The organism is Sphingomonas fuzhouensis, from assembly GCF_034659795.1.
Lineage (GTDB): Bacteria > Pseudomonadota > Alphaproteobacteria > Sphingomonadales > Sphingomonadaceae > Sphingomonas > Sphingomonas fuzhouensis.
Map to the genome: position 1 here is coordinate 85,753 of NZ_JAXSQY010000002.1, position 23,187 is coordinate 108,939.

Below are 23,187 nucleotides of genomic sequence, written 5' to 3' on the forward strand. Positions count from 1 at the left end.
GGTCAGAGTCAATGACGCCCATGATTTTCAATCGCGATGGACAAAGGAAATATCTCACGCCCGCTGAAATTGACGTATTCGTCAATACGGCACACGGATTTCCATCCGGCATACGCTTGTTCTGTATGATGATCGCTTACTCGGGATGTAGAATCTCGGAAGCGCTCGCGATGAAGAAAAGCAACATAGACTTCGCATCGCGCCACGTCGTGATCCGATGCCTGAAAAAGCGCGGAAAGACGATATTTCGTTCTATCCCTCTACCTTCACGCTTCCTTGATATGCTCAAGTCATGGATCAGAAGAGAAAAGATCAAGGATTGTTTTCTGTGGCCATGGTCGCGCATGACCGGCTATCGCCGGATACGCGACGTCATGAACGCCGCCAATATCCGTGGGCGCCATGCCTCACCCAAGGGCCTGCGCCATGGCTTTGGCGTGCGCGCCGTGCAGTCCAGCGTCCCTCTGACATTGATCCAGCGCTGGCTGGGACATGCTGATATCAAGACTACGGCGATCTATACCAATGCGATCGGCCCCGAAGAACGTCGCATCGCATCGCGCATGTGGCGCGCCAATGTTATCAACAAGGCGTCATCCAATGAACATGCCGCAATAGCGCCGGATAACACGCCTCTCGACGTGGAATCGAATAGTAACATTCACCAATCCAGAGATTCGACAGACTCGGCAGAATTGGTAAACCAAAGTTTAACAACCAAAGCGCATCTTGAGTGCGGTCGGCATATTTCCTCAATAATCCAACCGGTTTCCCCAAATCGGCTAATCGGTAAAACCAACGGTTGCACGCTGATACACTCTTGGCTAAATCGTAACAGTATTTTCACATACTTTTCAGCATCTTATGTCAATGATGCAGTCTTTGATCCGTTGCAACACCATAGCGTTGCAATGGGGTTAAATACCATGTCCAAACCCAACCCCGATGGCTGTTCGGATCCGAAATCAATCCATCCGGAAATCGTCACGGCATCCGACCATCTGCGAGGACGAACGGCTGGCGATGGGCTTGCCGCCGACACCTATTCCGGGCCCGGCTGCAAATCTCGATTCCGTCTGGAGGCGGACAAGAGGCAGGCTGGTGTCAGCCCGCATGGCTGCCCGATGGCCGACCAACATGGCGGCGGCCACTCTATGTCACAGCATTTCGATATCAGAACATGGTGCCACGCCGTTTCTCATTCGGGGTCAAGAACCCTTCCGCCCCTGCTCGCTGCCAAAGACTGACATCGCCACGTCGATGACGCCCTGAAGACCTACGCCTGACGCATAGATTCTGCTCGTAATGCAGCCGCTGAAGCAAATTCCGATCAGTCTGCATCATAACCTGCAGCGACGAAGTAGTTGGCGCACTCTGTCGGCGTGAAGGTGTCGATGGCGGCACCGATGGCGCTGTACAGGCCGTTGCGGGTGTGGGCGGCGGCTTTGCGCAGGAGCGCCTTGAGCTTCGCGAAGGCGTTTTCGATCGGGTTGAAGTCGGGCGAGTGAGGCGGAAGAAAAGCAGCCGGGCACCCCTTGCCTCGATCGCCATGCGTGCCACGACGCTCTTGTGGGCGGGTAGGTTGTCGAGGATCACGACGTCGCCGGGCTTCAGCGTCGGGGCGAGCGCGCGAGCGACTTAGCACTACTTTGGCAGAAATTTGCTGTATTCATTGGTTAAGCCTTTGCCGCAATGAGGGCATCGCCGTGGTGGCGGTCGGGAGAGGCGGTCAAGGATGGCTTGGCGTACAGCCGGGAGGCTCGGCTGAGGCGGTGGTCCGGAGGCTCTTTTTTTTCCGTCCCGCCTGAGCGAGCCTTCGCGTCTGCAGGAAGGCGTAAGCGATCATTGTCATGAGGGCATGGCGATGCAGCCCGGTCCAGGATCGGCCCTCGAAATGGTCGAGCCCGAGTTCCTCCTTGAGTTGCTGATGCGCCTGTTCGCAGATCCAGCGCGCCTTGATGGCGCCAGCGACGTCCTTGATCGAGGTGTCGGGGGGCAGGTTCGAGAGATAGTATTTCCGCTCTCCATTGGAGCGATGCTCGCCCACCAGCCAGGCTTCTTCGCCCGGCATATGCTGCGCGCCAGCCGCACCGATCCGCTGTGGTGGGCCATCGGCGATCCGCACGCGCATGACCGCGAAGCGGGCCGTCAAACGGCCCTTTGTCCCTAGACGCCAGCTGACCTGTCGCCACTTTGACCCTTCGAGCATGGCATGGGCGGCCCGGGATGTGATATCGGGGACATGCCGAACGCGCGGTCGCCCACGTCCCGCCACCGGAAAGATCAACTGCACGTCGGCGGGATAGACCTTCTGATGGCGCGGGACGCCGACGGCCCAGCACAATCCTCGCGCGCTGAGCGCCTGTCGGAAGGGCGCTGACAGGCCGTAGCCTGCATCTGCGACTATGGTGCGATCGAACGCCGTGCAGCGTGAATCGATTGAGTTTTGGAATACGGCTACCGGCTTCGGTGTGTGGCTATCCGCAGCCGCAATCGACGTCATCCTCAACGCTGCGTTTCAAGCGGGAAGGCGCGAGACAGGTGGAATCCTCATCGGCCGCTACGATGCCGAAGGCTGGATGGCCGAGATCGTGGAGGCGACATCGAAGCCCCATGTGTGCAGCACGGCGGTGATGCCGACCCGCGCGCCGAGGTGTTTCGGATCGGCCGCGATGGCCAGCAGCGTGTCGGCCGCCGCGCGGAACAGCAGGTCATAGACCATCGCCTTGTTCTGCTAGGCGATGGCGGCAATCTGTGCGGGCACGGTGAACACGACATGGAAATAGCCGACCGGCAACAGATCGGCCTCGCGCGCGGCCAGCCAGGTGCGCGCGGCGGCGCCCTGGCACTTGGGGCAGTGCCGGTTGCGGCAGGAGTTGTAGGCGACCCGCCAGTGCCCGCAGTCGTCACAGGCTTCGACGTGACCGCCCAGCGCGGCGGTACGGCAGTTCTCGATCGCCGTCATGACCTTTAGCTGGCCAAGGCTCAAATGCCCGGCATGGGCCGCCCGATAGGCGGTCCCGGCGCTACGGAAGATATCGGCGACCTCGAGCGAGGTGCGCACCGGCTCAACCGGGAGGGGCCTTGCCTTCCATCACGGCAACGATCTGGTCGAGCGGACTGGCCACCGCCCGCATGGTCTTGCTCGACACCTTGGTATAGATGGCGGTGGTGTCGATGTTGGTGTGACCCAGCAGCACCTGGATGACGCGGATATCGACGCCCTGCTCGAGCAGGTGAGTGGCGAACGAATGGCGCAAGGTGTGCGGGCTCACGCGCTTGCGGATTCCGGCGAATTCAGCCGCCTCATGCACGGCGCGGTTCAACTGGCGCGCCGAGATCGGATCGGTGCAATTGCGACCCGGGAACATCCAGCCATGCGGCAACATCACCCCGCGCCGCTTGCCTTCGCGCCACCATTGCCGCAGCAGATCCAGCAGGTGCGGTGAGAGCATGGCGTTGCGGTCCTTGCGTCCCTTGCCCTGTTCGACACGGATGATCATGCGCTTGCTGTCGATGTCTCCAACCTTGAGGTGGGTGACTTCGGACACGCGCAGGCCGGCGCCATAGGCCACGCTGAAAGCCGCCTTGTACTTGATGCCTGGCGCGGCCTTGATCAGCCGCGCGGCCTCTTCGACGCTCAGAACGTCTCGAAGTTTGGGTTCACACCGGATGACAGATAGCCCCAGCGCAATCTCCGGCCGCTTTAGCGTCATGGTGAAGAGGAAGCGCAGAGCCGATACTGCGGCGTTGATGGTCGCTGGTCCAACCGCGCGCCGGTGTTGGTCGAGCTGAAATCGCCGGAGGTCTTCTGCATTGGCCGTGTCGGGAGGGCGGCCCAGAAACGCGGCGAAAGACCGGACGTGGCGAATATAGTCCTGCTGGGTATGCGCCCCAAGCCCTCGAAGCTTCATATCCTGCAGCATCCGCTGGCGCAGCGAACCGATTGGGGCCGCAGTAATCGTAATGGTCTCCATGGTGAGTTCCTTTGCGTTGAAGGAACCTCACAATCTCATGGCAACTACGCCTCGCCCAACGGCGCCGCTATTACGGCGCGCGCTCGCCACAAGTACCCATCCTGCGGAGCGGGTTCGTCCTTGTCCCAAGGGCGGCCGCCCCGGTGCCCGATAATGTAGTGGAATGACGTCTCGAGGCGCGATGGTGATAGCCACGTCCTCATACCCTATACGGACGAGGCGGCATATTCGGACACGAAGGTAACAATTTTGTTGGCAGGTGTCCGAATTCGCTGGCTGGTCCGTATAGGGTGATAGACCTCAACCCGATCCGTCAGGCGGCCTGCGCCCACAGCGTGCATTGCGCGTCGTCATACTGGACGCCCGGCCGCGTGACCTGTCGGGCCAACCAGGCGCTGGCGCGCCCGATGCCCTCGCTCAGATCCTCGGCGGGCTTGCCGTCGATGTGCATGATCTCGCGCGGTGCGAGGCGGAAATGCCCGCGCACATGGGCCTGCGGCAGGATCAGCCCACGGTTGCCCGACTTCGACAGCCACAAGTGACAGCCGCTCTGGATGTGGCAGCGACCATCGCGCGGCAGGAACAACGCGATGCCGGTCAGCGCCGGGTTCGGTCCGGCGCGATATTCGAGGTGGAGCAGATCGGCATCGGTCTCAACCGCATGGCGGCCCATCTCGATCTTGTCCTCGACGCCGAGCGGATCGCCGCCGGTGATGACGACGCCGGGCTTGAGCTTGCGGGCACCGAGCAGCAGCTTGACGACGGCGCGGGTGACGGCGGCTTCGAAGGTTGTGATGGTCATCATTCTATCTCCTGGTTTCATCCCCGCATCGGGGCCGTTCATCATTCCGTTCATCTCAACCCTGGTGTTCGCTGCGGCAGGCGCGCACGATCTGGGCGGCGGCGCACTCCAGCCCGGCGGCGCGGTCCCACAGGCAGTTCCAGGGCAGCCGGGTGCCGATCTCGACACCGTGACGGCCGAGCTTCACCGACAGCCCGCCGCGAGCCGGAACCAGATGCAGGCCCTGATCACGGTCGCGGAAAAAGTTGAGGTCGGTGAGCAGCAGCGGGCCGGTGATCGAGCGCAGCGCGACGTCGACGCGGACCGGATCGATCGTCTCCGGATGGAAACCATGCCGAATCAACAATGTATCGCGACGGCGCGTGGCGGCACAGCGCAGCAGCGCCTGATCGAACATCGGCTCGGTCACGGGGGTCATCGCGATGATGACGTTATGGTCGAGGCATTCGACCGCACCCGGCAAGCCGGAGTTGCCGAAGAGCGGCGCGGGTTCGTCGCAGCCGAGGGCTGCGAGAACATAGGTCATCAGCGCGACCGAGGCGGTCGGCAAAACATCGTGGATCATAGAGGACATCGAGCCTTTGTGGACGTACGTGATCCCCGGACCGGCTGGTCCGGATCAGGCCCCTTCGATTTTCATTTCTCGCCAGGGCTTCGCTCGGCCCCGGCCAATTGTCCCTTCCTCACACGGCAGCGATCGCGGCCATCGCGAAAGATGGCGTTGCCGATGACGGCATAGCCCCAGCTATCGAGTGTTCGCGCGCTGTCGCCGGTGGTGCCGGACCGGTGAATGGCGGCAGCCGGGCAATACACCTCGGCCATGGCCGGCACCCAGCCGGCGATGCTGCCGGCGGGCTGGCGTTGCCACCATTGTCCCGCGATCAGGGCGGTCAGCAGCAGGATTGCGCTCAAGCGAAAGACGATGGGGAAGCGGCGGCGCTTCATTTTCTTTTCTCCAGCAGATTGTCTGCTGCCGGAGAAGGTAAGCGTCTAGAAATACACCAAATCGTACTGTCAGAACTAGCCCAGCTTACCGCATGATGCAGCAACCCGACGTCCATCCTGCACAACGGGACTTGGTTCGTTAACGGGTTCCGCCTAAACAAGCCCGGTTCGCCAGCAGGCGGACCGAGGCGTGGAAACCTCGTCGGAAAGTAGCCGCATGCCCGGTCGAAAGAGATTTCGGCCGGGGAGCGGGCGTGGATGTCCAAGGCACCCTTTGGGGGGCCCAAAGACGCTCGCGCCTGTCTTTCCGCAGGTTTCCAATCCCCGGCTTACGGGCCGGCATCGCCTCGTTTCAATATGGGGCGGTGCCGCCGGCTGGGGAAGCCGATGCATCGCCCGACACGGGGGTGCGTATGGTTGCGGGACTCAGCCGCCAGTGGCGGAAAGCGTTTCAAACGACATCGGTGATTTCGGCAGCCATGCTGCTTGCGGCCTGTGGCGGTGGAGGCGTTAATTCGTCCGGGTCGATCCCGACGCCTGCACCCACGCCGACGCCCAGCCCGACACCGACGCCGTCCCCCACACCGACCCCGCCGCCCAGCGCTGCCGATAGCGCCGAGTATAAGGCGTCTGCCGCTGTGGTCAGCGCGAAGGCCGCCTATGCCTATGACAAGGGCATCACCGGCAAGGGCGTGACCATCGCGGTCATCGACACCGGCATCGCCACCAGCAGCGCCGAGTTTGCCGGGCGCATCTCGCCCGACAGCAAGACGTTCGAGAGCCGGATCGCGCGTTGCGCTACCTGTGCACCGGAGACGGTGACCTTCCCGCTCGACGATGTGCAGGGCCACGGCACCGAGGTCGCCTCAGTCGCGCTGGCCGCGAAAAATGGCTCGGGCGTGCACGGCGTCGCCTACGACGCAACACTGCTTGCGCTTAAGATCGCCGCCCCCGATCTCGAAGGCGTCACCGCGACCTCCGTAATCAAGGAGGCGGACAGCGCTAATCCGATGAACGTCGCCCCGGCCATTACCTATGCGGTGGAGAAAGGGGCGTTTGTCATCTCGCTAAGCCTGAATGGCGAGGCGGCTGGTCAGACCGCCGCGGAGCAACGTGCGGCGATGGACGGCGTCGTCAAAGCAGACCGGCTTTTGGTGCAATCCGTCTCCAATTTCGTCGACGACAAGAGTGCCAACGTCGGCACGATCACCCGCAATTTTGTCGGCAGCAATCTCGAGAACGAGGACAACTTCCTGTTCGGCATCCGCGTCGACAGTGCGCTGCGACCACCCAGCGGCAATGGCCTGCCCGGCGAGCTTGCCGACCGCACCCTGGCGGTGGTCGCGACGGACGTCAGCGTCGTTGGCAAGGACGGGCAAATCACCACAGTCACCGGCAACAGCTTCGCCGCCCCCGCGATCGCCGGGGCCGCTGCGCTCCTCAAGCAATATTGGCCGCAACTCGGCGGCAAGGCGATCTCGCGCATCCTGCTCGATACCGCGACCGACCTTGGCGACAAGGGCGCCGACCAAATCTTCGGTGCTGGTTTGCTCAACGTCGAGGCCGCAATGAAGGCGCAGGCGCCCACCAGCGCCTTCGCCGCCGCCGATATGGTGCTGGCACGCTATTCCTCACTGAGCCTGTCGGGTCCATTTGGTAGCGGCGGACAGCTATCCGATGCCGTGACCCGCATGACGGTGTTCGACCGCTATGGCCGTGACTTCGCCATGACCGGCACCGTCGGGCCACGGAGCCGAGGATCGGGGTTGCTGGCAGGTGCCATGCTGGGGGCGATCGATCCGCCGTGGCTCGCTACGAGTGTGAGCGACGCGAAGTTCGGCTTCGCTTCCGCTACCACCGGGCCATGGGCTGCAGCGCGGTCCAGCCGCCCGGCCACCTTCGCCTTCTCGCCTGCTGCAGGCCATATGGTCAGCTTCAGCGCCAATGTCGCGGTCGGGCAAGGTGCGGGCATCGCCGGTTCTGCCCTGCGCGGTGTTGTCGCTGCACCGGTCGGCATGTCATCGTCGTGGAGTGGCAATGGCTGGTCGGCTGCCTATGCTTCCGGCGCGTCGCACGACGGCCGCTCTGATTTGCGCAGTGTCAGTTTCGCAACGCCGCTGGGGCTTGGGGTTGAGCTGTCGGATCTGACCGAGCGCGGTCAGGTGCTGGGCCTGCGCGGGCCGGCTGGCTTTGCTCTCTCAGGCAGCCGGACGACGCTGGCCACACTGACCGCCAGCCGAACCGTTGCAGGGGTGCTGCTGTCGGCACGGGCCACGGCCGCCAATACCCGGGTCGATGGCGGATCGGACCTGCTGCACTTTACCGGCCAGATGACCGGTACGGCCTTCGCGCTCGACGCCGCGCATCGCCTCGGCGGCGGTACCGTCACATTCGGACTGTCATCACCGCTTCGGCTGGAACGAGCACGGGCGGTGGTCGAAGCGCCAGTCGCCTATGACCTGATGACCGGCGTGCTCGCCACCCGCCTTACCAGCGTCGACCTGACACCGACTGCGCGCGAGCTGGACGTCGCGCTCGGTTGGTCGGCGACGCTGTCGCCCACCTCGTCACTGCGGCTTGGCATCGCCCACGCCTTCGATGCCGGGCACGTCGCCGGCGCGCAGGACACCGCTGGCTTCCTCAGCCTGACCCTCCGCTGATCCAGCATCATCACAAGGACATGACTATGTATGACCGAATAATATTTGCAGCGGTTGCAGCCGGACTGCTCACCTTCGCCGCACCCGCACACGCCGCCGATCCGGCAACCATGGACGTGGCCGGCATTCGGCTCGGCGACACGCCGCAGAAGGTGAAGGCGGCCCTGCAGCAGGCCGGATACAAGGTGACCGAGACGCGCAAGACCGAATCCTTCGCGCAGCGCGTTGCTGTCGAAGTGGCGAACCGCAAGGGTGCGGCGGCAGCCAATTCCACCTATGCCGGGATCAGCAACATCATCGCCATGGGGCCTCACCAAGAGCGCGCCGACATCCAGTTCGCGCAAGTAGCCGGGGGCGACAGCGTATCGCGCGTTGAGGTCACCATCCCGGGCACCGCGATGGGCGAAGCCGCGATGAAGGCACAGCTCACGGCCCGATACGGCAAGCCTGATGCGGTGAAGGACCAAGGGCTTACCTGGCATTGGTGCGCACCGCAGGCGGTGAAGATCTGCGGCATGACCTATACTGGCGGCGAGCTCGATACGGCGTGGCCGACGTTGCGGGGCAGCACCGCCATGGGCGCCAATTCGATCATCCTGGAAGCGGGCACCGATGCTGATCGCCGCCTTAGCCAAGCGTTCGAGGCCGCCGTACTGGCGCGAGCGCCCAAGACAGACCGGGCCGCGTTCTGACGATCGAACGGGGTGGCAGCGGCCACCCCGCTCACCTGCTCAAGCGGCAACCATCTGCTCCCATCCGGTACGGAATGCCTGCCATTCGTCCGCCCACATCCGATGGGTGGTGTCAGCGAGATCGGGATGTTCGGCGGCCCAGCCGCTCGGCGTGTGCTGGCGCGCCAGCATGCATATATGGACATGCGGCAGGGCGCGGCTGAGTTCATCGCCGGGGGCATGCGCCACGACCACGCTGGTCAGCGAGCGGCCGCAGGCGAGGTGAATCGCGGCATAGCTGGTGGCCATGTCGAACACGTCGTGGATCGGGGTGCTGATATCGCCGCGCACTGTCAGCACGCCGGCGAGCAGGCGCTGATGCGGGCGGACGGCACGATCATACTCGTCGAGCAGCGGCGCCAACGGCATGTCCCCGACACCTCGGGCGAGCACGAGCCGGTGCTGGCGGGCAGTCACCGGGATGCCGCAGGCGGTCGTGCGCGCGGCGCTGGTCGGCTCGACGGGCGCCATCTTCGCGCGGACCAGCGTCGCCACGCTGTTCGCCTTCTGCTTCGCGCGGGGTCGGAGCAGAGCATAGCCCAGTTCTTCGCACCCGGGCTCGCGCACATCGAAAAGCGTGTCCATCACGGCGCTCGGGCTCAGCCAACCCGGCACAACGTTCGTCTTGGTCTTCATATCAATTCCAGTCCGGCGGCGCGGGGCTGCTCGCGTCGCCTTCAGGTCCATTTCACCATCATGGTGCAGCCGACAGGCTATTCCCCTCCTTCCTCCTGGCCGATCGCATCGATCGGGGCGGCCCGAAATCCGTCATTATCTTTCTGAACCGCGATCCATTGGATGCTGTGGCGGTGCTACATCGTCCGGCCCCTTGCTCCGGATATGGGGCGGAGGGCCCTTCGGCCTGTCTCGCGGGGCGGGCCCGGGCGGCACCTGCCGCTCGCCCTCCTTCTCTCGCTGTGGATCGACCCTGGTCACAACGGGCGGATCCGGCGGTCGTCGATTGACGGGCTGGGTAGCGGCGTAATCGACAGAAGCGGGGGGAGCAGGTTTGGGCGGCGATTTCCCTTCCGGCACGGGTGGCCTGTCCGGAGGCTGGGCGGCGGGCGTGTCCGCAGCAACCGGTGCTGGCCGCGCACGATCCTCCGGCGGCGACATCGTTCTGACCAGGTCGTCCGCTTCCGCCTTCGCGGCCTGTTGCTTGCGACGGGCCGCCTCGGCGCGTTGCAGCGCTGCCTGCTTGTCGCGCTGCCGCTTGGCATCGGCTGCGGCCTGATTGGCCCGCCGCTCCCGTTCGCTGACCAGCCAGTTCTGGAACTCCTCCTCGCCAGCGAACCGCCGCATCAGCCGGTCGATCGATTTCGGCACAACGGACGCGAAGCGCACCGCGTCGCCTTCAAAGATCAGCCGCCCCTCATCTCGTCCATGCCGCGTCAACCATTGGCGAAGGCGTCCACGCACCTGCTCCTGATAATCCGGATGGTGCATCGTCGCGGCGGGTGCCGTCCGTGTGGAAACATAGGTGATCGCAGGAGTGCGTTGGCCCTTTGTCGCAATCGCCGCCGCGACCTCGTCCCATGCAGCACCAGTCTGCGCTTCGATCCGGGCGAGCCGCTGCCGTTCGGCCACACGCTCGTCGTCGGAGGGCGAATGCTGCGCTACCCAGTCGAGATGCGCGCGCGCCGCCTCCAACAGCGCACCGTCACCCGCGCGTGGCTTGGTCCGGCGGCCGGGCTCCGGCTCCAGCGTCGCGATCACCGCTTCCGCCCTCGATCGCGATGCCGCCACCACGACATCGGCGACGTCCATGTCATGGCGGCGCTGGATCAGTCGGCGGGACAATCGCTCATACCGCTGCGCCGCTAAAACCGCGTCGGGCTGGTCACCGATCGACGCCAGGATCAGCGCCATGTCCCTTGCCAGCACGTCCGTCGCAGCGGCCGCCTTCCTATCGCAGGCGGCAAGCTCATCGCGCACGATCTGCCGCGCGTTGCGGGTGCCGACCTCCGTCGCCATTCCACGCCGCTCGTGGCCGGTCGCACGATTACCCATATGCTCGAGCGGGGTCAGGGCAATGCCGTTTTCCTCGTAGGTGCCGTGGAGATAGCGCTCCTCACCCATCACCGCGTTGACGATGTCGATGAAGCGCCCGCGCATGAGCTCGGCGGTGTCGACCTTGGCACGCTTGCCGTTGTTGCCCGGCTCCGCGCGGTAGCTGACCTTGTTCTGACGGTAGGGCCGGGTGTTCTTGCCATTCTTGCGCTCGACCACCTCGAAATCCCACTTGCCCTCCTCGTCCAGCCACTTCGCCGGGCGGTCATAGGCGTCGACATGGATGTGGAAGTTGCGCTTGTCGCCGTGCTGGTCCGGCTGGTGGATCACCCCCACCGCCATCCAGCCATCCGCCGCCAGCATCGCGACGATGTCGCGAAGGATCTGACCTTGCTGCTCTGGCTTGGCGTCGGCGGGCAGTTCCTGCACGAAGCGATAGTGACTGCGCCCCGTCCGTCCCTGCTGCCATCGCGGCGCGGGGAAGCCGGGATGCTTATCGAACCAGGTCAACCGGTCGAACGCCTGCTCGGGCGTGACATCCGCGACGACGACCTGCCGGTTCTTGAAGGGGCGTCCCTTGGCCGCCGCCTTGGCTTCGGCTTCCCGGCGCGCAGCCTTCAGTCTGCGGCTCATGTCACGCAGCCAGTCCGGACTTGTCGCGAATCCCGCCACCCGATCATATCGTCCGACCTCGGCGGTCGAGGCGGTGAGATGATGGACCCTGGGCTGGCTTTCGCTCTGCTCGGCGGCAACGAACAACGACCGCTGGCGCTCAGGGCTACCGCGGATGTTGGATACGATGGCCCGGGCGTTCATACCGCCCCGGATCACCTGCTCATCGATCATGTCGATGACGAGGTCCTCGGCCAGATCGGCGACCGCATGATCGCGCCGGATATAATCGAGATGGCTGATGATCGTGACCTTCGCGCCGTCCCGCAGATAGTCGAAGTGTTCGCCCTGCGTGACCTTGGCCTTGAAGCGGTGGTGAACCTTTCCGTCTCCGCTCGTCGGTACGTGAGCCATGCCCATGGGCTTCATGTCGAAGTGTGGCACCCGGCCGCCACCGGTCTGGCGGCTACCCCGCCGGATCGGGCTGGGTCGGTGGAAGTCGATGCCGACCGCTGCGGCGAGCGCATCCGCCTTGCGACGGGCTGGCGATTGGCCCTGCTCCGCCTCGGGCTGGTGATTGCGTCCGCGACGGTACGACGCTCCCACCAGATCCCGGTCGGCCTGCGCTTGACGCGCCAGGAGCGCGCGCACATGATGCGCGAAGACGGGCTGTGCGTCGGGCAGGCCAGGACCGGTCATGCCTCATAGTGTCCGGCATCAGCCCGGCGCCGACAAGTACCCCCTCCCGCCTTCCGGAAGCCGCGTGCGGCTGGAGGACACCGCGCTCGATCGCCCCTGAACGAGCGCGCGCACCGGCAAATTGGCGGCCCAGCCGCCGATTTGCGTTGTTGCGCCTAAATTTCCTCATCTCCGGTCACGATGGCGCCTTTTCCTGCCCCTCGGGCCACCAAGCTTTACAGCACCGATGCATATTCCTTATTCTGAGGTCGGTTCCACCGCGGCAGAATGATCAGACAAACATGGTAGACGGTGAGCCCAGCAATTCGCGAAGCCCGGTCGCGGCAGGAACCGAATTGAAGATAGCTGCGAGAGAAATCGTCCGACGGTGGGTCCGCGATGCCAGTGACGTTATACTCGACCGGATTGGCGAAGGTGCCATGTGCACATCCTCCGATGCCACAGCTCACCTGCCTGCACTGGTCGAGGGCCGATCTGCACAGACCATCATAGCGGATGTCGAGCGGTCGATCGCGGCATGGGATGCGCCCCCGCCGCCGCCTCGCTTTCCCTGGCTGCGGGGCCGTCAGCAGACTGCCCCCGGCCTATCACCCAAAGACATCGACACGCTGGTGATGCGTCTAGATGCCGAACGGGATGAATCCACTCGGCGGATGATCCTCCTCACATCGGCCCGCGATCGCCTGGCCAGGGCCGCTGGCGGATTGGAGCAGTCTTTAACGACGATCGAGCTATTGCGCCCCATGATCGAGTCAGCGGCGCGGGAGTTGCGGGTCGAACAGCCCGAACGCGCCGCCGCCATGCAGGATCGCGGATCTGCCATCCTGCTGGAACGCGAACAGGCCCTGCTCACGCAGCAGGCCATTCACCAGCAGGCCGTGATGACGCTGGACCTGCTAATCGCCAATCAGACCGTCCTCGACAAGGCGATCATCCAGGCGCGCACTGCAACGCTGTCGGCGCTGCAAGTCGCCATGGCGGCCAGGCAGGTGATGAGCGATCAGACGCGTATCGACCCAGGCCTCGCCGCCGACCGCGCCCGAGACAAGCTTCGTGCTGCCCTGGCCGAGGCGCACCAGGCGATGGAAACACTGGCATCGCGTGACAATTCCACCAGCCCGCTGGATTTGTAGCCGCTGCATGCGGTAGTCTCGCCTCCGGACGGAGGCGACAAGCGCAAGACATGGTATCGGGGTTTCTTGATCGAATCGCCAACTGGCTCTCAGCCCCCGATGACGTGTCGGCCACCCAGCCCCCTGCGCCCGTTCCGAGCAACCCTGCCATCAGCCCCGACGACGAACGCCTGCCCGATGCGTCGCGCCCGCGCGTGGCCCGGCTCGTCTCGCTCATTGCTGATATCGAAGCGCGTGCCCGGGACAATAGCCTGATGGTCTCGGCATTGGCCGAGGTTCGCCAGATGCGCGACACGCATCTGCCGCGACTGATCGCCAGCTATGCCGAAATCCCCCCTGCTCACCGCGCCGAGATTTTCCGCACGACGGGTCGTTCGGCGAGCTACAATCTCAATGAGGCGCTCGATCGCATGGTCACTCGAGCGGAAACGCTGTCCCGATCGATGGCACAGGACGATATCGACAGCTTCGCCGACAATCTGCGCTTCATCGAGCAGCGCTATGGCGACAACGGCCCCGCCTGACCTCGGTTAGCCGAGCCGCATCGTCGGAGTGAGCCATACCGTGCCACGCCCGGAAAACACGAAGACCAGCCCCTCACCACTACGCATCGCATTGCGCAGCCCCCGGACCAACGGGCGAAGCTCGACCTGCAACCCGGCTGAATACATCAGCATCAGGTCGCCATCGACGATCAGTTCGTCACGCCCATCCAGCTCGACCACCTCGATCTCGTCGACCGGCACCGGCGACTCCACGACAAAGGCCCCCGCCCCGGTCAGCTTGGGCTGCATCAGGCCGTTACCCGACAGCACGCCCTGCACGGATCGGTGGATATGGGTCGACACAGCGATATTGCCGTCGCAGGCGTAGAAGGCGCCGTCGTCGAGGATCAGGGCATCCTGCGGCCCATCCATCTGCGCCAGGATGAAATGCTTGGGGGTCGCCTCGGTCCACACCTCGCCCTGTCCAGCATAGCGGGTCGCGAAGGCGCTCTCACCGGTCCCGGCGGAGGTGATGGCGCGGGCAAAAAAGCCACCGGCACCGGCATTCTTCTGAATGTCGATCTGCAACCGGCCCTTGGCATATTGCAGAGCGCCCGGCTCCAAGAGCGCTGCACCGCCATCTAGCACGATCCGCAACTGGCGCGCGGTGGCGGGATGCGGCGGGTGAAGGTGGATGGTGGCGGCGGTTCCGTTCGGCGCGGCATTGGGAACGTGCATCGGCGTGCCGAGCGCGTGGCTCTTGCGCACGAACTGATACAGTTCGAAGCGGACGCCCCTGCCGACCTGCTCGTCGATCTTGGTCCGATAATCGCTCATGCTACTCTCCCCTATGCTCATGCGCGCAGCGGTATCGACGCAGGGCGTGACATGGAATCTGCCACGCCGAAGGCATCGGCGCGGGCAAGGATCCGCTCGGCCCAGCCGCGATGGGTCGATGGTTCGCACATGACCCCATGATGGGCAAACACCGCCGCACTGTCCGGCGCCAGGATCGCCTGCGCCTCCCTCCATTGGTGCGACGGCACCGCGAGCGCCGCCTGGATGACCGGAACCTGATCGGGATGGATCGCCGATTTGGTGAACAGGCCATGCTCGACATCGCGCTGCACTTCGTCGCGGAGCAGCGCGGTGTCGCCGAACCGCTCGAACACCGGCGCGCTGAGGGCAAAGCCCCAAGGCGCGAAGCTGCCGACCAGCATTCCGATCATCGCGCCCAGCGGCCCGTCATAGGCGGTTCGCCCCGCCACGCGGCGCAACCCCATGGTCTGCAGCAGATCATTGCCGCCGATACGCAGCGCCAGGATGCGATCCTGCACAGCCAGCAACTGATCGCGCAGCCGACGCAGCTCATAGGGGTCGAGTGCCTCCCGCGTCTCCAGCGTCGGCATCAACCGATGCCCCGGCGCATAGGGCAGCGAGAGATAGGCGGGCATGTTCTCGGCATGGGCCTTGGGCAGGACGAAGCCCTGGACCCGCTCGATGCCGGGCAAGCGGAGGATATGGTCCAGCATTGCCCCATCGCGCGGCCGGACGAAGATCATTGGATCGCCTGATGCGGCGTCCCGCTGCGCCAGCCGACGCAGCAGCGCCACCAGATGCGCCATCGCTAGAGGAATGTCGGAAACGAGGACCGCATCTTCCAGGCACAGCACCGCTGAGCGCAGCCCTGGCACGGCAGCAGGACCGAACAACCGCTCGAACAGATCGGGCCGGGTGCATGGCATGTAGAGCGTCGCGCCCAGCATCATCGCCGACATCATGAGTCGTTCCCCAGGCTGCGGATGATGGCGACCGCGCGGTAACGGCTGTCGTCGCCAAGGCCCGAGACGGGGACGCCGCCGCGTTCGGCCAGATGCAGCAGATGCGCGACATCGGCATCGTCGCGATCGCGGACCAGCAACCGCTCGGGCATACGACGCAGCAAGGCACGGGTCGCCTCGGCGATGCCCGGCTTGATCCGGTTGCGGTCAATGGTCTGCCCCGATGCGAGCAGACGCGTGACCATCGCCTCGCATGCCTGACGCAGCGCCGGTCGCCGTGCCGCATGTCCGTCGATCGGCTGCACCATCGCTCGCAGCGCCAATGGCGTCAGCGCATCGACAAAGGCGCGCGAACGGTCGGCGGCGGCGAACTGCGGGTAGCAGACACAGGCATGGAAATCGTCCGGCCCAACCAGATCGTCGCGCAGGATCGAGCGGCTGACCAGCCCCGAAACAATCCCGTTCAGCAGGCCTGAGGCGATCAGGTAATCGTCATGGGAAGCGGCGATGTCCGCCTGCCCGGCGGGATCGGCGACGACCGCCAGCACTGGCGCGAAGCCGAACGGCCGGTCGGCGAGGCTAGCACGCAGTTCCTGCGCGATCGCCCCCTTCCCCGTCCAGCCGTCGACGAAGACGACATCGGCCGGATCGTGGCGATCGGCGATATGGCGCAGCGCGTTCCGGTCGATGCCGCGATCGCGAATGATGCTGACGGCATAGTGATCCGCAGTATGCCCGGTGGCCCGCAACAGCCGCATCAGCAACACGCCAATCGGCGTACCAGCACGTGCGAGGCTCGCGATCACCACGGGGCGACCGGGACGTCGCGCCGCCAGATGCGCAGCAAGGCTTGCGATATCCTGCGCCAGCCGCGCGCCATTGCGCGCCAAAGCCGCATCGTACAGCGAGAGATAGGCGTCGCCGGGCACGGTTTCGGGCGCGATCATCTCGGAGTAATGGCGGCGGCCCGACTGGATCAGTGCCTCCTTCTCCACGACATCCGTCGCGTCGAGCGCGACCGGCTTGAGCAGGAACGTCACATCCTCGGGCGCATAGCTGCCCGAGAATTGCAGTCCTGCCAGGACGGTGGCGGGATCAGCCGCCACGCAGCACCTGCTTGCCCAGTTGCGATCCCACCGGCATCATCGCGAAGTCGCAGGCCGCCATGAAGGGCGCATCGGTCAGGCTGTCGCCGATGCCCAGAACCGGCAGATCGCCATGCGCGGCCCGCAACCGGGGTAGCAGCCGCTCGACCGCGTGCCGCTTGCCCAGATAGGGCGGCATCAGCGCGATATTGTTGCCGTTGCGGTGATCGGTCCAGCCGACGGGCAGGCTTGGCACGGCGGCGTTGACCACCTGGTTCAGCGACGCGCTGTCGGCCGTCGCATGTTTGACCAACACGTAGAGCGGCACATCAACTTCGGTCAGGACGCGGACGCGGATCGCCTGCCCCCTATGCTCGGCCTCGGCTGCAATGGCGTCGGCATAGCCAATCAGTTCGGCAACATGCGCTTCGGCGCTGGCGGCGATGCGGGCGGCCCATTCCTCGTCCACCTGCCCATGATCGTCGAGGATCACCCCGCCGTGCGCGCAGATCGCGGCGGCGAAGGGGATATGAACCCGACGCAGCGCATCCAGGCTACGCGCCGTGACCGGAATCAGACGCGTCGTCTGAGCCAGCCAGTTCAGGAAAGACATTTGGCGGGGCGTTGCATAGCTGAGCGGGTCGCCCTCCCGGGTGAAGCCCAGCGGCGTCAACCGGTCGATGGGAACATCGTCGGGACATTTCCCGATCGTCTGGAACAGCGTGTCGTCCAGATCGACGAACGCGATCGCCCCTATCGTCATCGCCACCCCAAGACAGAAGCGTCCAACGCTGAGATCAGCGCCGGATCGACACTGGCTATCGGCGTTTCATGACAGATCCAATTCGCACGCCCATCGGCGGGATCGGCATTGTAAAGATAGTTAGCGACCCCGGTGTCGTAATTGTCGCCGAAGCACAGCTTGGTCGCCATCGCGCCGCCGATCCGCGCCGGGCTGCGGCTGGTCGCCTGCACCACCACGTCACGCCCCTCCGCCTCCAGCCGTTCGGCGAGGCGGAAGGGCAGATAGGTGAACTCGCCGGTGCCGATGATCCGCAATGGCTCCGTGCCATCGGGTAATGGCTCAACCGGCAGCGAGTCGGGCGAGTCCGACCGCCCCAGCCGTCCGTAATTGATATGTGTCGGCATGGTGCCGAGCGACCCCGCCCGCGCCTCGAAGCCCAAATCGGCTTGGTAGTCGGCGGCAGGCGTCCAGTCCAACCGCCCGCGAAGCAGCGATACCACCTCGGTCGAGCGCGGCATGGCGCTCCAACGATCTGGACCCGCCGTCCAGTCGGTGAGCGTCGCCACAACGACCCTTTCGACCTGCGGCCATTCGGCGATCAATGCGGCTGCGAGGTTGCGAACGGTGGTGCCGGTCGAAATCTCGTCATCGACGATCACCAGCGATCGGGGACAGGCCAGTGCATCGAACTGCGGGCGATAGATCAGATGTGCCGAGGCGTGGCTGTGCGGTTCCTCGAACCGGCACAGCAGCGGTGCGTTGACCGTTTGTCGGGTGGAATGGATGAAGCCAACATCTTCGCGCCCGGTCTGACGCTGCCATTCCTCGTGCAGCGTCTGGCCCAAGCAAACCGCCGTCTCGGCCAGTCCGATGACCAGCACCGGGCCGGGCAGATCGGCGGGGATGGCGGAAGCCAGGTCGCGAACGCTGCGCCGCATGACGCTGGCCCGCGCGGGCAGATGCCGCCCCAGCACGCGCGACACGACCAGATAGCCGCGCTTGGGGTTCTCCCGCGCGGCAAAGTCACAAAGCGCCTCCAACGGCCAACGGCTATGGTTGACGCGGATGGTCAACTGACCGGTCGGCAGAGCGAAGCGATAGGGCGGAGGCGCGAGGTCCGGCACGGCCGACATGAAGTAAGAATGTCCCGAATGAACGACCACGACAGGCCGATCCCGCCGGTTTCCCCGGCGGGATCGCGTCGTCAGATATTGACGCCAAGCGACTGGGCAAGCGGCCCCAGACCACCGGCGAAGCCCTGGCCGATCGCCTTGAACTTCCACTCGCCATTGTGGCGATACAGATCGCCGAAGATCATCGCCGTCTCGGTCGAGGCGTCTTCCGACAGATCGTAGCGCGCGATTTCCGTGCCGCCGTCCGCGTTGACCACCCGGATATAGGCGTTGGACACCATGCCGAAATTCTGGCGACGCCCCTCAGCTTCGTGGATCGTCACCGCGAAGCTAAGCTTCTGGATGTCGGCGGGAAGCTGATCGAGGCCGACGACCACGACCTCGTCATCGCCGCTACCCTCGCCGGTCAGGTTGTCGCCCTGGTGGACGACCGCGCCGTTCGCGCCGTTCTTGTTGTTGTAAAATACGAAATCGGCATCCGAGCGCACCCGGCCACCTTCGTTCAGCAGGAACACGCTGGCATCGAGATCGAACGCGCTGCCATCCGTCACGCGCGTGTCCCAGCCCAAGCCGACACGCACGCCGCGCAGGCCCGGTGCTTCCTTGCTAAGGCTGACATTGCCGCCCTTGGAGAGAGAAACTGCCATCTTTGCTATCCTCGATAGGGTCGGCGATCAGCCGACATTGACGCCATAATTGCGGGCCATGGGAGCCAGGCCGCCCTTGAAACCCTGGCCGACCGCGCGGAATTTCCACTCGCCATTATGGCGATAGACTTCGCCGAAGATCATCGCCGTCTCGGTCGAGGCATCCTCGGACAGGTCGTACCGCGCGATCTCGCGGCCGGTGGCATCGTTGACCACGCGGATGAACGCGTTGGATACCATGCCAAAGCTCTGGCGCCGGGCCTCGCCTTCATGGATGGTGACGCTGACCGCGATCTTCTGAACATCGGCGGGCACTTTGCCCAATTCGACCTTCAGCGCCTCGTCATCACCGTCACCCTCACCGGTGCGGTTGTCGCCGGTATGCTCGACCGAACCGTCCGAAGAGCGCAGGTTGTTGTAGAAAATGAAGTCGGCATCACCTCGCACCTTGTCATTGGCGCCCAGCAGGAAGGCGCTGGCATCGAGATCGAAATCGGTGCCGTCGGTGGTGCGTGTATCCCAGCCCAGACCGATCAGGATATGGGTTAGGCCGGGTTCTTCTTTCGACAGGCTGACATTGCCGCCCTTGGCCAGACTGACTGACATTGGTTTTTCCTCTCTCTTGATCGTTTAGATGGACAGGCGTTCACCGGTCGGCGCGACCGGCACCGCTTCCTCCAGCGCCACGTCGCCATCGCCTTCTCGCCGGTTGGCGCGGACCGATGCGAACAACGCCATGCCGATAAACGCCGCACCGATCAGGCCGGTGACGGTTTCGGGCACCTCGACCCGGACCGAGATCAGCATGATCGCGGCCAGCGCGATGATGGCGTAGAATGCGCCGTGTTCCAGGTAGCGATATTCGGTCAGCGTTCCCTTATCGACGAGCATGACCGTCATCGACCGGACGAACATGGCGCCGATACCCAGGCCGAGTGCGATGATGAACAGGTTGTTCGACAGTGCGAACGCACCGATCACACCGTCGAACGAGAAGCTGGCGTCCAGCACCTCGAGATAGAGGAACGCGGCGAGGCCGGACTTGGCCACCGCAACTGTCGCGGCCGCATTGCCCGAGGTGGGTTCCTCGTCGTCTTTTTCCAGGATCGCACCGACTGCCTGCACCGCGATATAGGCAAGCAGGCCGAAGATTCCGGCGGTCAGGAAGGTCATCGCCTCCTCGGCGGGAATGGCGCGCGAGATTCCGTAGATCGCCAGCAGCACTATGCCGATCGCCAGCCCCGAAATCCGCGAGAGACCGGCAAAAGGCCGCTCGATCAGGCCGATCCAATGCGAGTCCTTTTCCTCGTCGAGGAAGAAGGTCAGCCCGACCATCGCCAGGAACGCGCCACCAAAGCCCGAGATGCCGACATGCGCGCCGGTGATGATCCGTTCATAGGCGACGGGATCTGTCGCGGCGAGCACCACCGCGTCGATCGGTCCCAAGCGCGCCGCGATCGCGACGATGACCAGCGGGAACAGGATGCGCATCCCGAAGACCGCGATGATGATGCCCCAGGTCAGGAAGCGACGCTGCCAGACCGGCGTCATGTCGCGCAGCACGGTAGCGTTGACCACCGCATTGTCGAACGACAGCGAAACCTCCAGCACGCCGAGCACCAGCACGATCCACAATATCCCCAGCGTGCCCGCGATATCATGCGTCAACGTCCAGCCAATCCAGGCCCCGATGGCCAGGCAGATCGCCGAAAAGGCGAACGATCCCTTGAAGTACTTAAACATTTTTCCCCCGTATGCCGTCGACCATGGTCGGACGGCCTTAATCCTTGCTGCCCGCGACCCAGCGAAGACCCCAGTCGAAACGTTCGTCGAGCACCTGCTGGTCGCGAACATATTCGACGATCCGCGTCGCCTTCAGCCGCCCGCCGTCATTCTCGATCAGGACGATGCCGCACAGACGGCGGTCATTGCGCCCCTCGGTCATGCGGACTTCGATCGGCGGCTGGTCCGGCATGGTGACCGTCACCACGCCATCGGTCTGCTGCCAGTTCGGGACACCATCATAGATGTTGGCGAAGACGACGAGGCGACGCAGGTCCGACCAATGGGCACCATTGATGCGCATCGTTTCTCCCTGCGAGACATCGCCCGTGCGATCGTCACCCGACAAGGCGATATAGGGGGCTCGATCAAAACCACCGAACGCCCGGCCCAGCGCCTGCACCACACCCTTGCGCCCGTTGGTCAGTTCGAACAGACACCCCAGATCTAGATCGATCGCGGTGCTGCCGCCGAAAAACGCTTTGCGACCGCGAGACCAATTAAGATTGACGATGATCTCGCCAAAATGGCTGCCCTTCTTCTCCAGGCTGACCGTCTGGCCCGGCTTGTCGAGCGTGACTTTGCTCAGACGGACAGGCGGCGCCGGTGGGGATGACGGAGGCGCCGGCGGCGGAGCGGCATCCTCCGCCACCTCGATCCCGAAGGAGCGCGCCAAGGGTGCCAGGCCGCCATTGAACCCCTGCCCCACGGCGCGAAACTTCCACTGGTTACCCCGCCGATAGAGCTCACCCAACACCATCGCCGCTTCGGTCGCTCCAGCCAGCATCGGCCGATAGCGAATCGTGTCGCCGCCGCCCGCGGGGGTCACGGAGATTTCGGCATTGGCGAGCAGCGCCAACGTCTGCCCCTTGGCCTGCGCCTCGTGGATCGTCACACAGAAGACGATGCGCTCCAGCTCGACGGGCAATTGCGCCAGATCGACGGTAAAGCTTCCGCGCGGCCCGGCACGATCGCCGAAGCGCACCGCACCGGCCGCGCCATCAGGCTGATTATAGAACACCATGTCCGCATCGCCGCGAACCTTACCGATTGCGGTCAGCAGATAAGCAGACGCATCCGCCTCGACATCACGCCCCGACGGTATGGCCCACGAAAAGCCGACAGACATCTGGCTGCCGGTGACAGGCGTGTTGCCGCCCTGTTGAAGCTCGGTCATCCCCCGCAATTCCCCGCCTGGACGATAGTTCAGAGAACAGCGTTGATCGCGGAACTCATGTCGTGGAACGTGCGCCCTGTCGTCTTCTCACCCAGCGCCTTCATATCCCAGCCCTGACCGTTGCGGGTCAGCTTGGCCATCACCTGCCCGGTGTGGCTACCCTCCCCCGTCAGGTCGTAGCGTGCCATCTCGCGTCCCGTGGTCAGGTCGACCAATCGACAATAGGCATTGGCGATCCGCTCGAAGCTGTCGCCCTGGAAACTGTTGACCGTAAAGACCAAGGTCTGAACCGAGGATGGAACGCGCGACAGATCGACATTGATCGTCTCGTCATCGCCGTCGCCAGCACCGGTCCGATTATCGCCACTATGGACGATGCTGCCGTCCTTGCTCGACAATTGGCGGAACCAGACCTCGTCGACCATGCGGCGGTTGCCATCGAACAGCAGGCAAGAGGCATCGAGATCGATGTCGCCGCCACCGCCGCCGAACAGACCGAACAGCCCCTTACCCTTGCGGACATCCCAGCCCAGTCCCATCGCAACCTTGGTCAGGCTGCCGCCATCGGACTTCGCGAGCGAAACCGTCTGCCCCTTTTGCAAGCTAACCATATACGATCGTTGCCCCCGTTAGATCTCCCGATGGTGGCGCGAACAGTGACACAAGGTCAAGGTCGCCACAGCCCGAATTTTTTCATCCATTTTGGTCAGTGCAAAAAAGATGACCGACACCCCTTCATCTTTCTATGCTTGGCGTGTGAAGGTGGGATGACATCGAGCAAAG

At 64.3% G+C, this 23,187-nt stretch carries 21 protein-coding genes and 3 pseudogenes; 5 read left to right on the forward strand and 19 right to left on the reverse strand.

Going from position 1 to position 23,187, the window contains the following annotated elements; genetic code table 11:
* Nucleotides 1–11: 11 nt before the first annotated feature.
* Nucleotides 12–1,247, forward strand: a complete 1,236-nt coding sequence (locus U1H82_RS05160) for a tyrosine-type recombinase/integrase (RefSeq protein ID WP_322963862.1) — start codon at nucleotides 12–14, stop codon at nucleotides 1,245–1,247.
* Nucleotides 1,248–1,330: 83 nt separating this feature from the next.
* On the opposite strand, the pseudogene U1H82_RS05165 reads toward U1H82_RS05160, so the two are convergent.
* The 7 genes and pseudogenes from U1H82_RS05165 to U1H82_RS05195 form a co-directional block, all read right to left on the reverse strand.
* Nucleotides 1,331–1,638, reverse strand: a pseudogene (locus U1H82_RS05165) (transposase); the annotation flags it as partial.
* 91 nt (nucleotides 1,639–1,729) lie between these two features.
* Nucleotides 1,730–2,491, reverse strand: a pseudogene (locus tag U1H82_RS05170) (IS701 family transposase); the annotation flags it as partial.
* 117 nt (nucleotides 2,492–2,608) lie between these two features.
* Nucleotides 2,609–3,064: pseudogene (locus U1H82_RS05175) on the reverse strand (IS91 family transposase); the annotation flags it as partial.
* Between the two features lie 4 nt (nucleotides 3,065–3,068).
* On the reverse strand, nucleotides 3,069–3,977 hold the full coding sequence (locus U1H82_RS05180) for a tyrosine-type recombinase/integrase (RefSeq protein ID WP_322963864.1): 909 nt from the start codon (nucleotides 3,975–3,977) through the stop codon (nucleotides 3,069–3,071).
* 313 nt (nucleotides 3,978–4,290) lie between these two features.
* Complete coding sequence (locus U1H82_RS05185; RefSeq protein ID WP_322963865.1) at nucleotides 4,291–4,782, reverse strand: hypothetical protein; 492 nt, start codon at nucleotides 4,780–4,782, stop codon at nucleotides 4,291–4,293.
* Nucleotides 4,783–4,834: 52 nt separating this feature from the next.
* The gene (locus tag U1H82_RS05190) at nucleotides 4,835–5,344 is read right to left on the reverse strand and encodes a hypothetical protein (RefSeq protein WP_322963866.1); all 510 of its coding nucleotides are present in this window, start codon (nucleotides 5,342–5,344) and stop codon (nucleotides 4,835–4,837) included.
* 71 nt (nucleotides 5,345–5,415) lie between these two features.
* The gene (locus U1H82_RS05195) at nucleotides 5,416–5,724 is read right to left on the reverse strand and encodes a hypothetical protein (RefSeq protein ID WP_322963867.1); all 309 of its coding nucleotides are present in this window, start codon (nucleotides 5,722–5,724) and stop codon (nucleotides 5,416–5,418) included.
* Between the two features lie 638 nt (nucleotides 5,725–6,362).
* On the opposite strand from U1H82_RS05195, the gene U1H82_RS05200 reads away from it, so the two are divergent.
* Complete coding sequence (locus tag U1H82_RS05200; RefSeq protein WP_322963868.1) at nucleotides 6,363–8,384, forward strand: S8 family serine peptidase; 2,022 nt, start codon at nucleotides 6,363–6,365, stop codon at nucleotides 8,382–8,384.
* Between the two features lie 26 nt (nucleotides 8,385–8,410).
* Entirely contained in the window at nucleotides 8,411–9,076 is a 666-nt protein-coding gene (locus U1H82_RS05205; RefSeq protein WP_322963869.1) for an N-acetylmuramoyl-L-alanine amidase, read from the forward strand.
* A gap of 39 nt (nucleotides 9,077–9,115) precedes the next feature.
* Here U1H82_RS05205 and U1H82_RS05210 read toward each other — a convergent pair whose 3' ends face one another.
* Nucleotides 9,116–9,751, reverse strand: a complete 636-nt coding sequence (locus U1H82_RS05210) for a hypothetical protein (protein ID WP_322963870.1) — start codon at nucleotides 9,749–9,751, stop codon at nucleotides 9,116–9,118.
* 135 nt (nucleotides 9,752–9,886) lie between these two features.
* On the reverse strand, nucleotides 9,887–12,436 hold the full coding sequence (locus U1H82_RS05215; protein WP_322963871.1) for a MobA/MobL family protein: 2,550 nt from the start codon (nucleotides 12,434–12,436) through the stop codon (nucleotides 9,887–9,889).
* Nucleotides 12,437–12,771: 335 nt separating this feature from the next.
* On the opposite strand from U1H82_RS05215, the gene U1H82_RS05220 reads away from it, so the two are divergent.
* Both U1H82_RS05220 and U1H82_RS05225 read left to right on the forward strand, forming a co-directional pair.
* Nucleotides 12,772–13,569 (forward strand): toxic anion resistance protein, encoded by a 798-nt coding sequence (locus tag U1H82_RS05220; RefSeq protein ID WP_322963872.1) that lies wholly within the window; start codon nucleotides 12,772–12,774, stop codon nucleotides 13,567–13,569.
* 50 nt (nucleotides 13,570–13,619) lie between these two features.
* The gene (locus U1H82_RS05225) at nucleotides 13,620–14,093 is read left to right on the forward strand and encodes a hypothetical protein (protein ID WP_322963873.1); all 474 of its coding nucleotides are present in this window, start codon (nucleotides 13,620–13,622) and stop codon (nucleotides 14,091–14,093) included.
* 6 nt (nucleotides 14,094–14,099) lie between these two features.
* On the opposite strand, the gene U1H82_RS05230 is transcribed toward U1H82_RS05225, so the two are convergent.
* From U1H82_RS05230 to U1H82_RS05275, 10 genes are all read right to left on the reverse strand, one after another.
* Entirely contained in the window at nucleotides 14,100–14,891 is a 792-nt protein-coding gene (locus tag U1H82_RS05230) for an AIM24 family protein (RefSeq protein ID WP_322963874.1), read from the reverse strand.
* A gap of 17 nt (nucleotides 14,892–14,908) precedes the next feature.
* Nucleotides 14,909–15,835: an HpcH/HpaI aldolase/citrate lyase family protein gene (locus U1H82_RS05235; protein ID WP_322963875.1), complete on the reverse strand. Its 927-nt coding sequence runs from the start codon at nucleotides 15,833–15,835 to the stop codon at nucleotides 14,909–14,911.
* The gene (locus U1H82_RS05240; RefSeq protein WP_322963876.1) at nucleotides 15,832–16,941 is read right to left on the reverse strand and encodes a cysteine protease StiP domain-containing protein; all 1,110 of its coding nucleotides are present in this window, start codon (nucleotides 16,939–16,941) and stop codon (nucleotides 15,832–15,834) included. Before U1H82_RS05240 ends, U1H82_RS05235 begins: the two co-directional genes overlap by 4 nt.
* Nucleotides 16,931–17,683 (reverse strand): HAD family hydrolase, encoded by a 753-nt coding sequence (locus U1H82_RS05245; protein WP_322963877.1) that lies wholly within the window; start codon nucleotides 17,681–17,683, stop codon nucleotides 16,931–16,933. Before U1H82_RS05245 ends, U1H82_RS05240 begins: the two co-directional genes overlap by 11 nt.
* Nucleotides 17,680–18,798, reverse strand: a complete 1,119-nt coding sequence (locus U1H82_RS05250; protein WP_322963878.1) for a phosphoribosyltransferase domain-containing protein — start codon at nucleotides 18,796–18,798, stop codon at nucleotides 17,680–17,682. Before U1H82_RS05250 ends, U1H82_RS05245 begins: the two co-directional genes overlap by 4 nt.
* A gap of 71 nt (nucleotides 18,799–18,869) precedes the next feature.
* A complete protein-coding gene (locus U1H82_RS05255; protein ID WP_007405832.1) occupies nucleotides 18,870–19,445 on the reverse strand; it encodes a TerD family protein in 576 nt (191 codons plus the stop codon).
* Nucleotides 19,446–19,472: 27 nt separating this feature from the next.
* A complete protein-coding gene (locus tag U1H82_RS05260) occupies nucleotides 19,473–20,051 on the reverse strand; it encodes a TerD family protein (protein ID WP_322963879.1) in 579 nt (192 codons plus the stop codon).
* A gap of 24 nt (nucleotides 20,052–20,075) precedes the next feature.
* Nucleotides 20,076–21,188: a DUF475 domain-containing protein gene (locus tag U1H82_RS05265; protein ID WP_322963880.1), complete on the reverse strand. Its 1,113-nt coding sequence runs from the start codon at nucleotides 21,186–21,188 to the stop codon at nucleotides 20,076–20,078.
* 37 nt (nucleotides 21,189–21,225) lie between these two features.
* Nucleotides 21,226–22,404 carry a TerD family protein gene (locus U1H82_RS05270; RefSeq protein ID WP_322963881.1) on the reverse strand — a complete coding sequence of 393 codons (1,179 nt, stop codon included), beginning with the start codon at nucleotides 22,402–22,404 and terminating at the stop codon, nucleotides 21,226–21,228.
* A 29-nt stretch (nucleotides 22,405–22,433) separates the two neighbouring features.
* Nucleotides 22,434–23,015, reverse strand: coding sequence for a TerD family protein (locus tag U1H82_RS05275; RefSeq protein WP_309698534.1), 582 nt, complete (start codon nucleotides 23,013–23,015; stop codon nucleotides 22,434–22,436).
* Nucleotides 23,016–23,187: the final 172 nt, after the last annotated feature.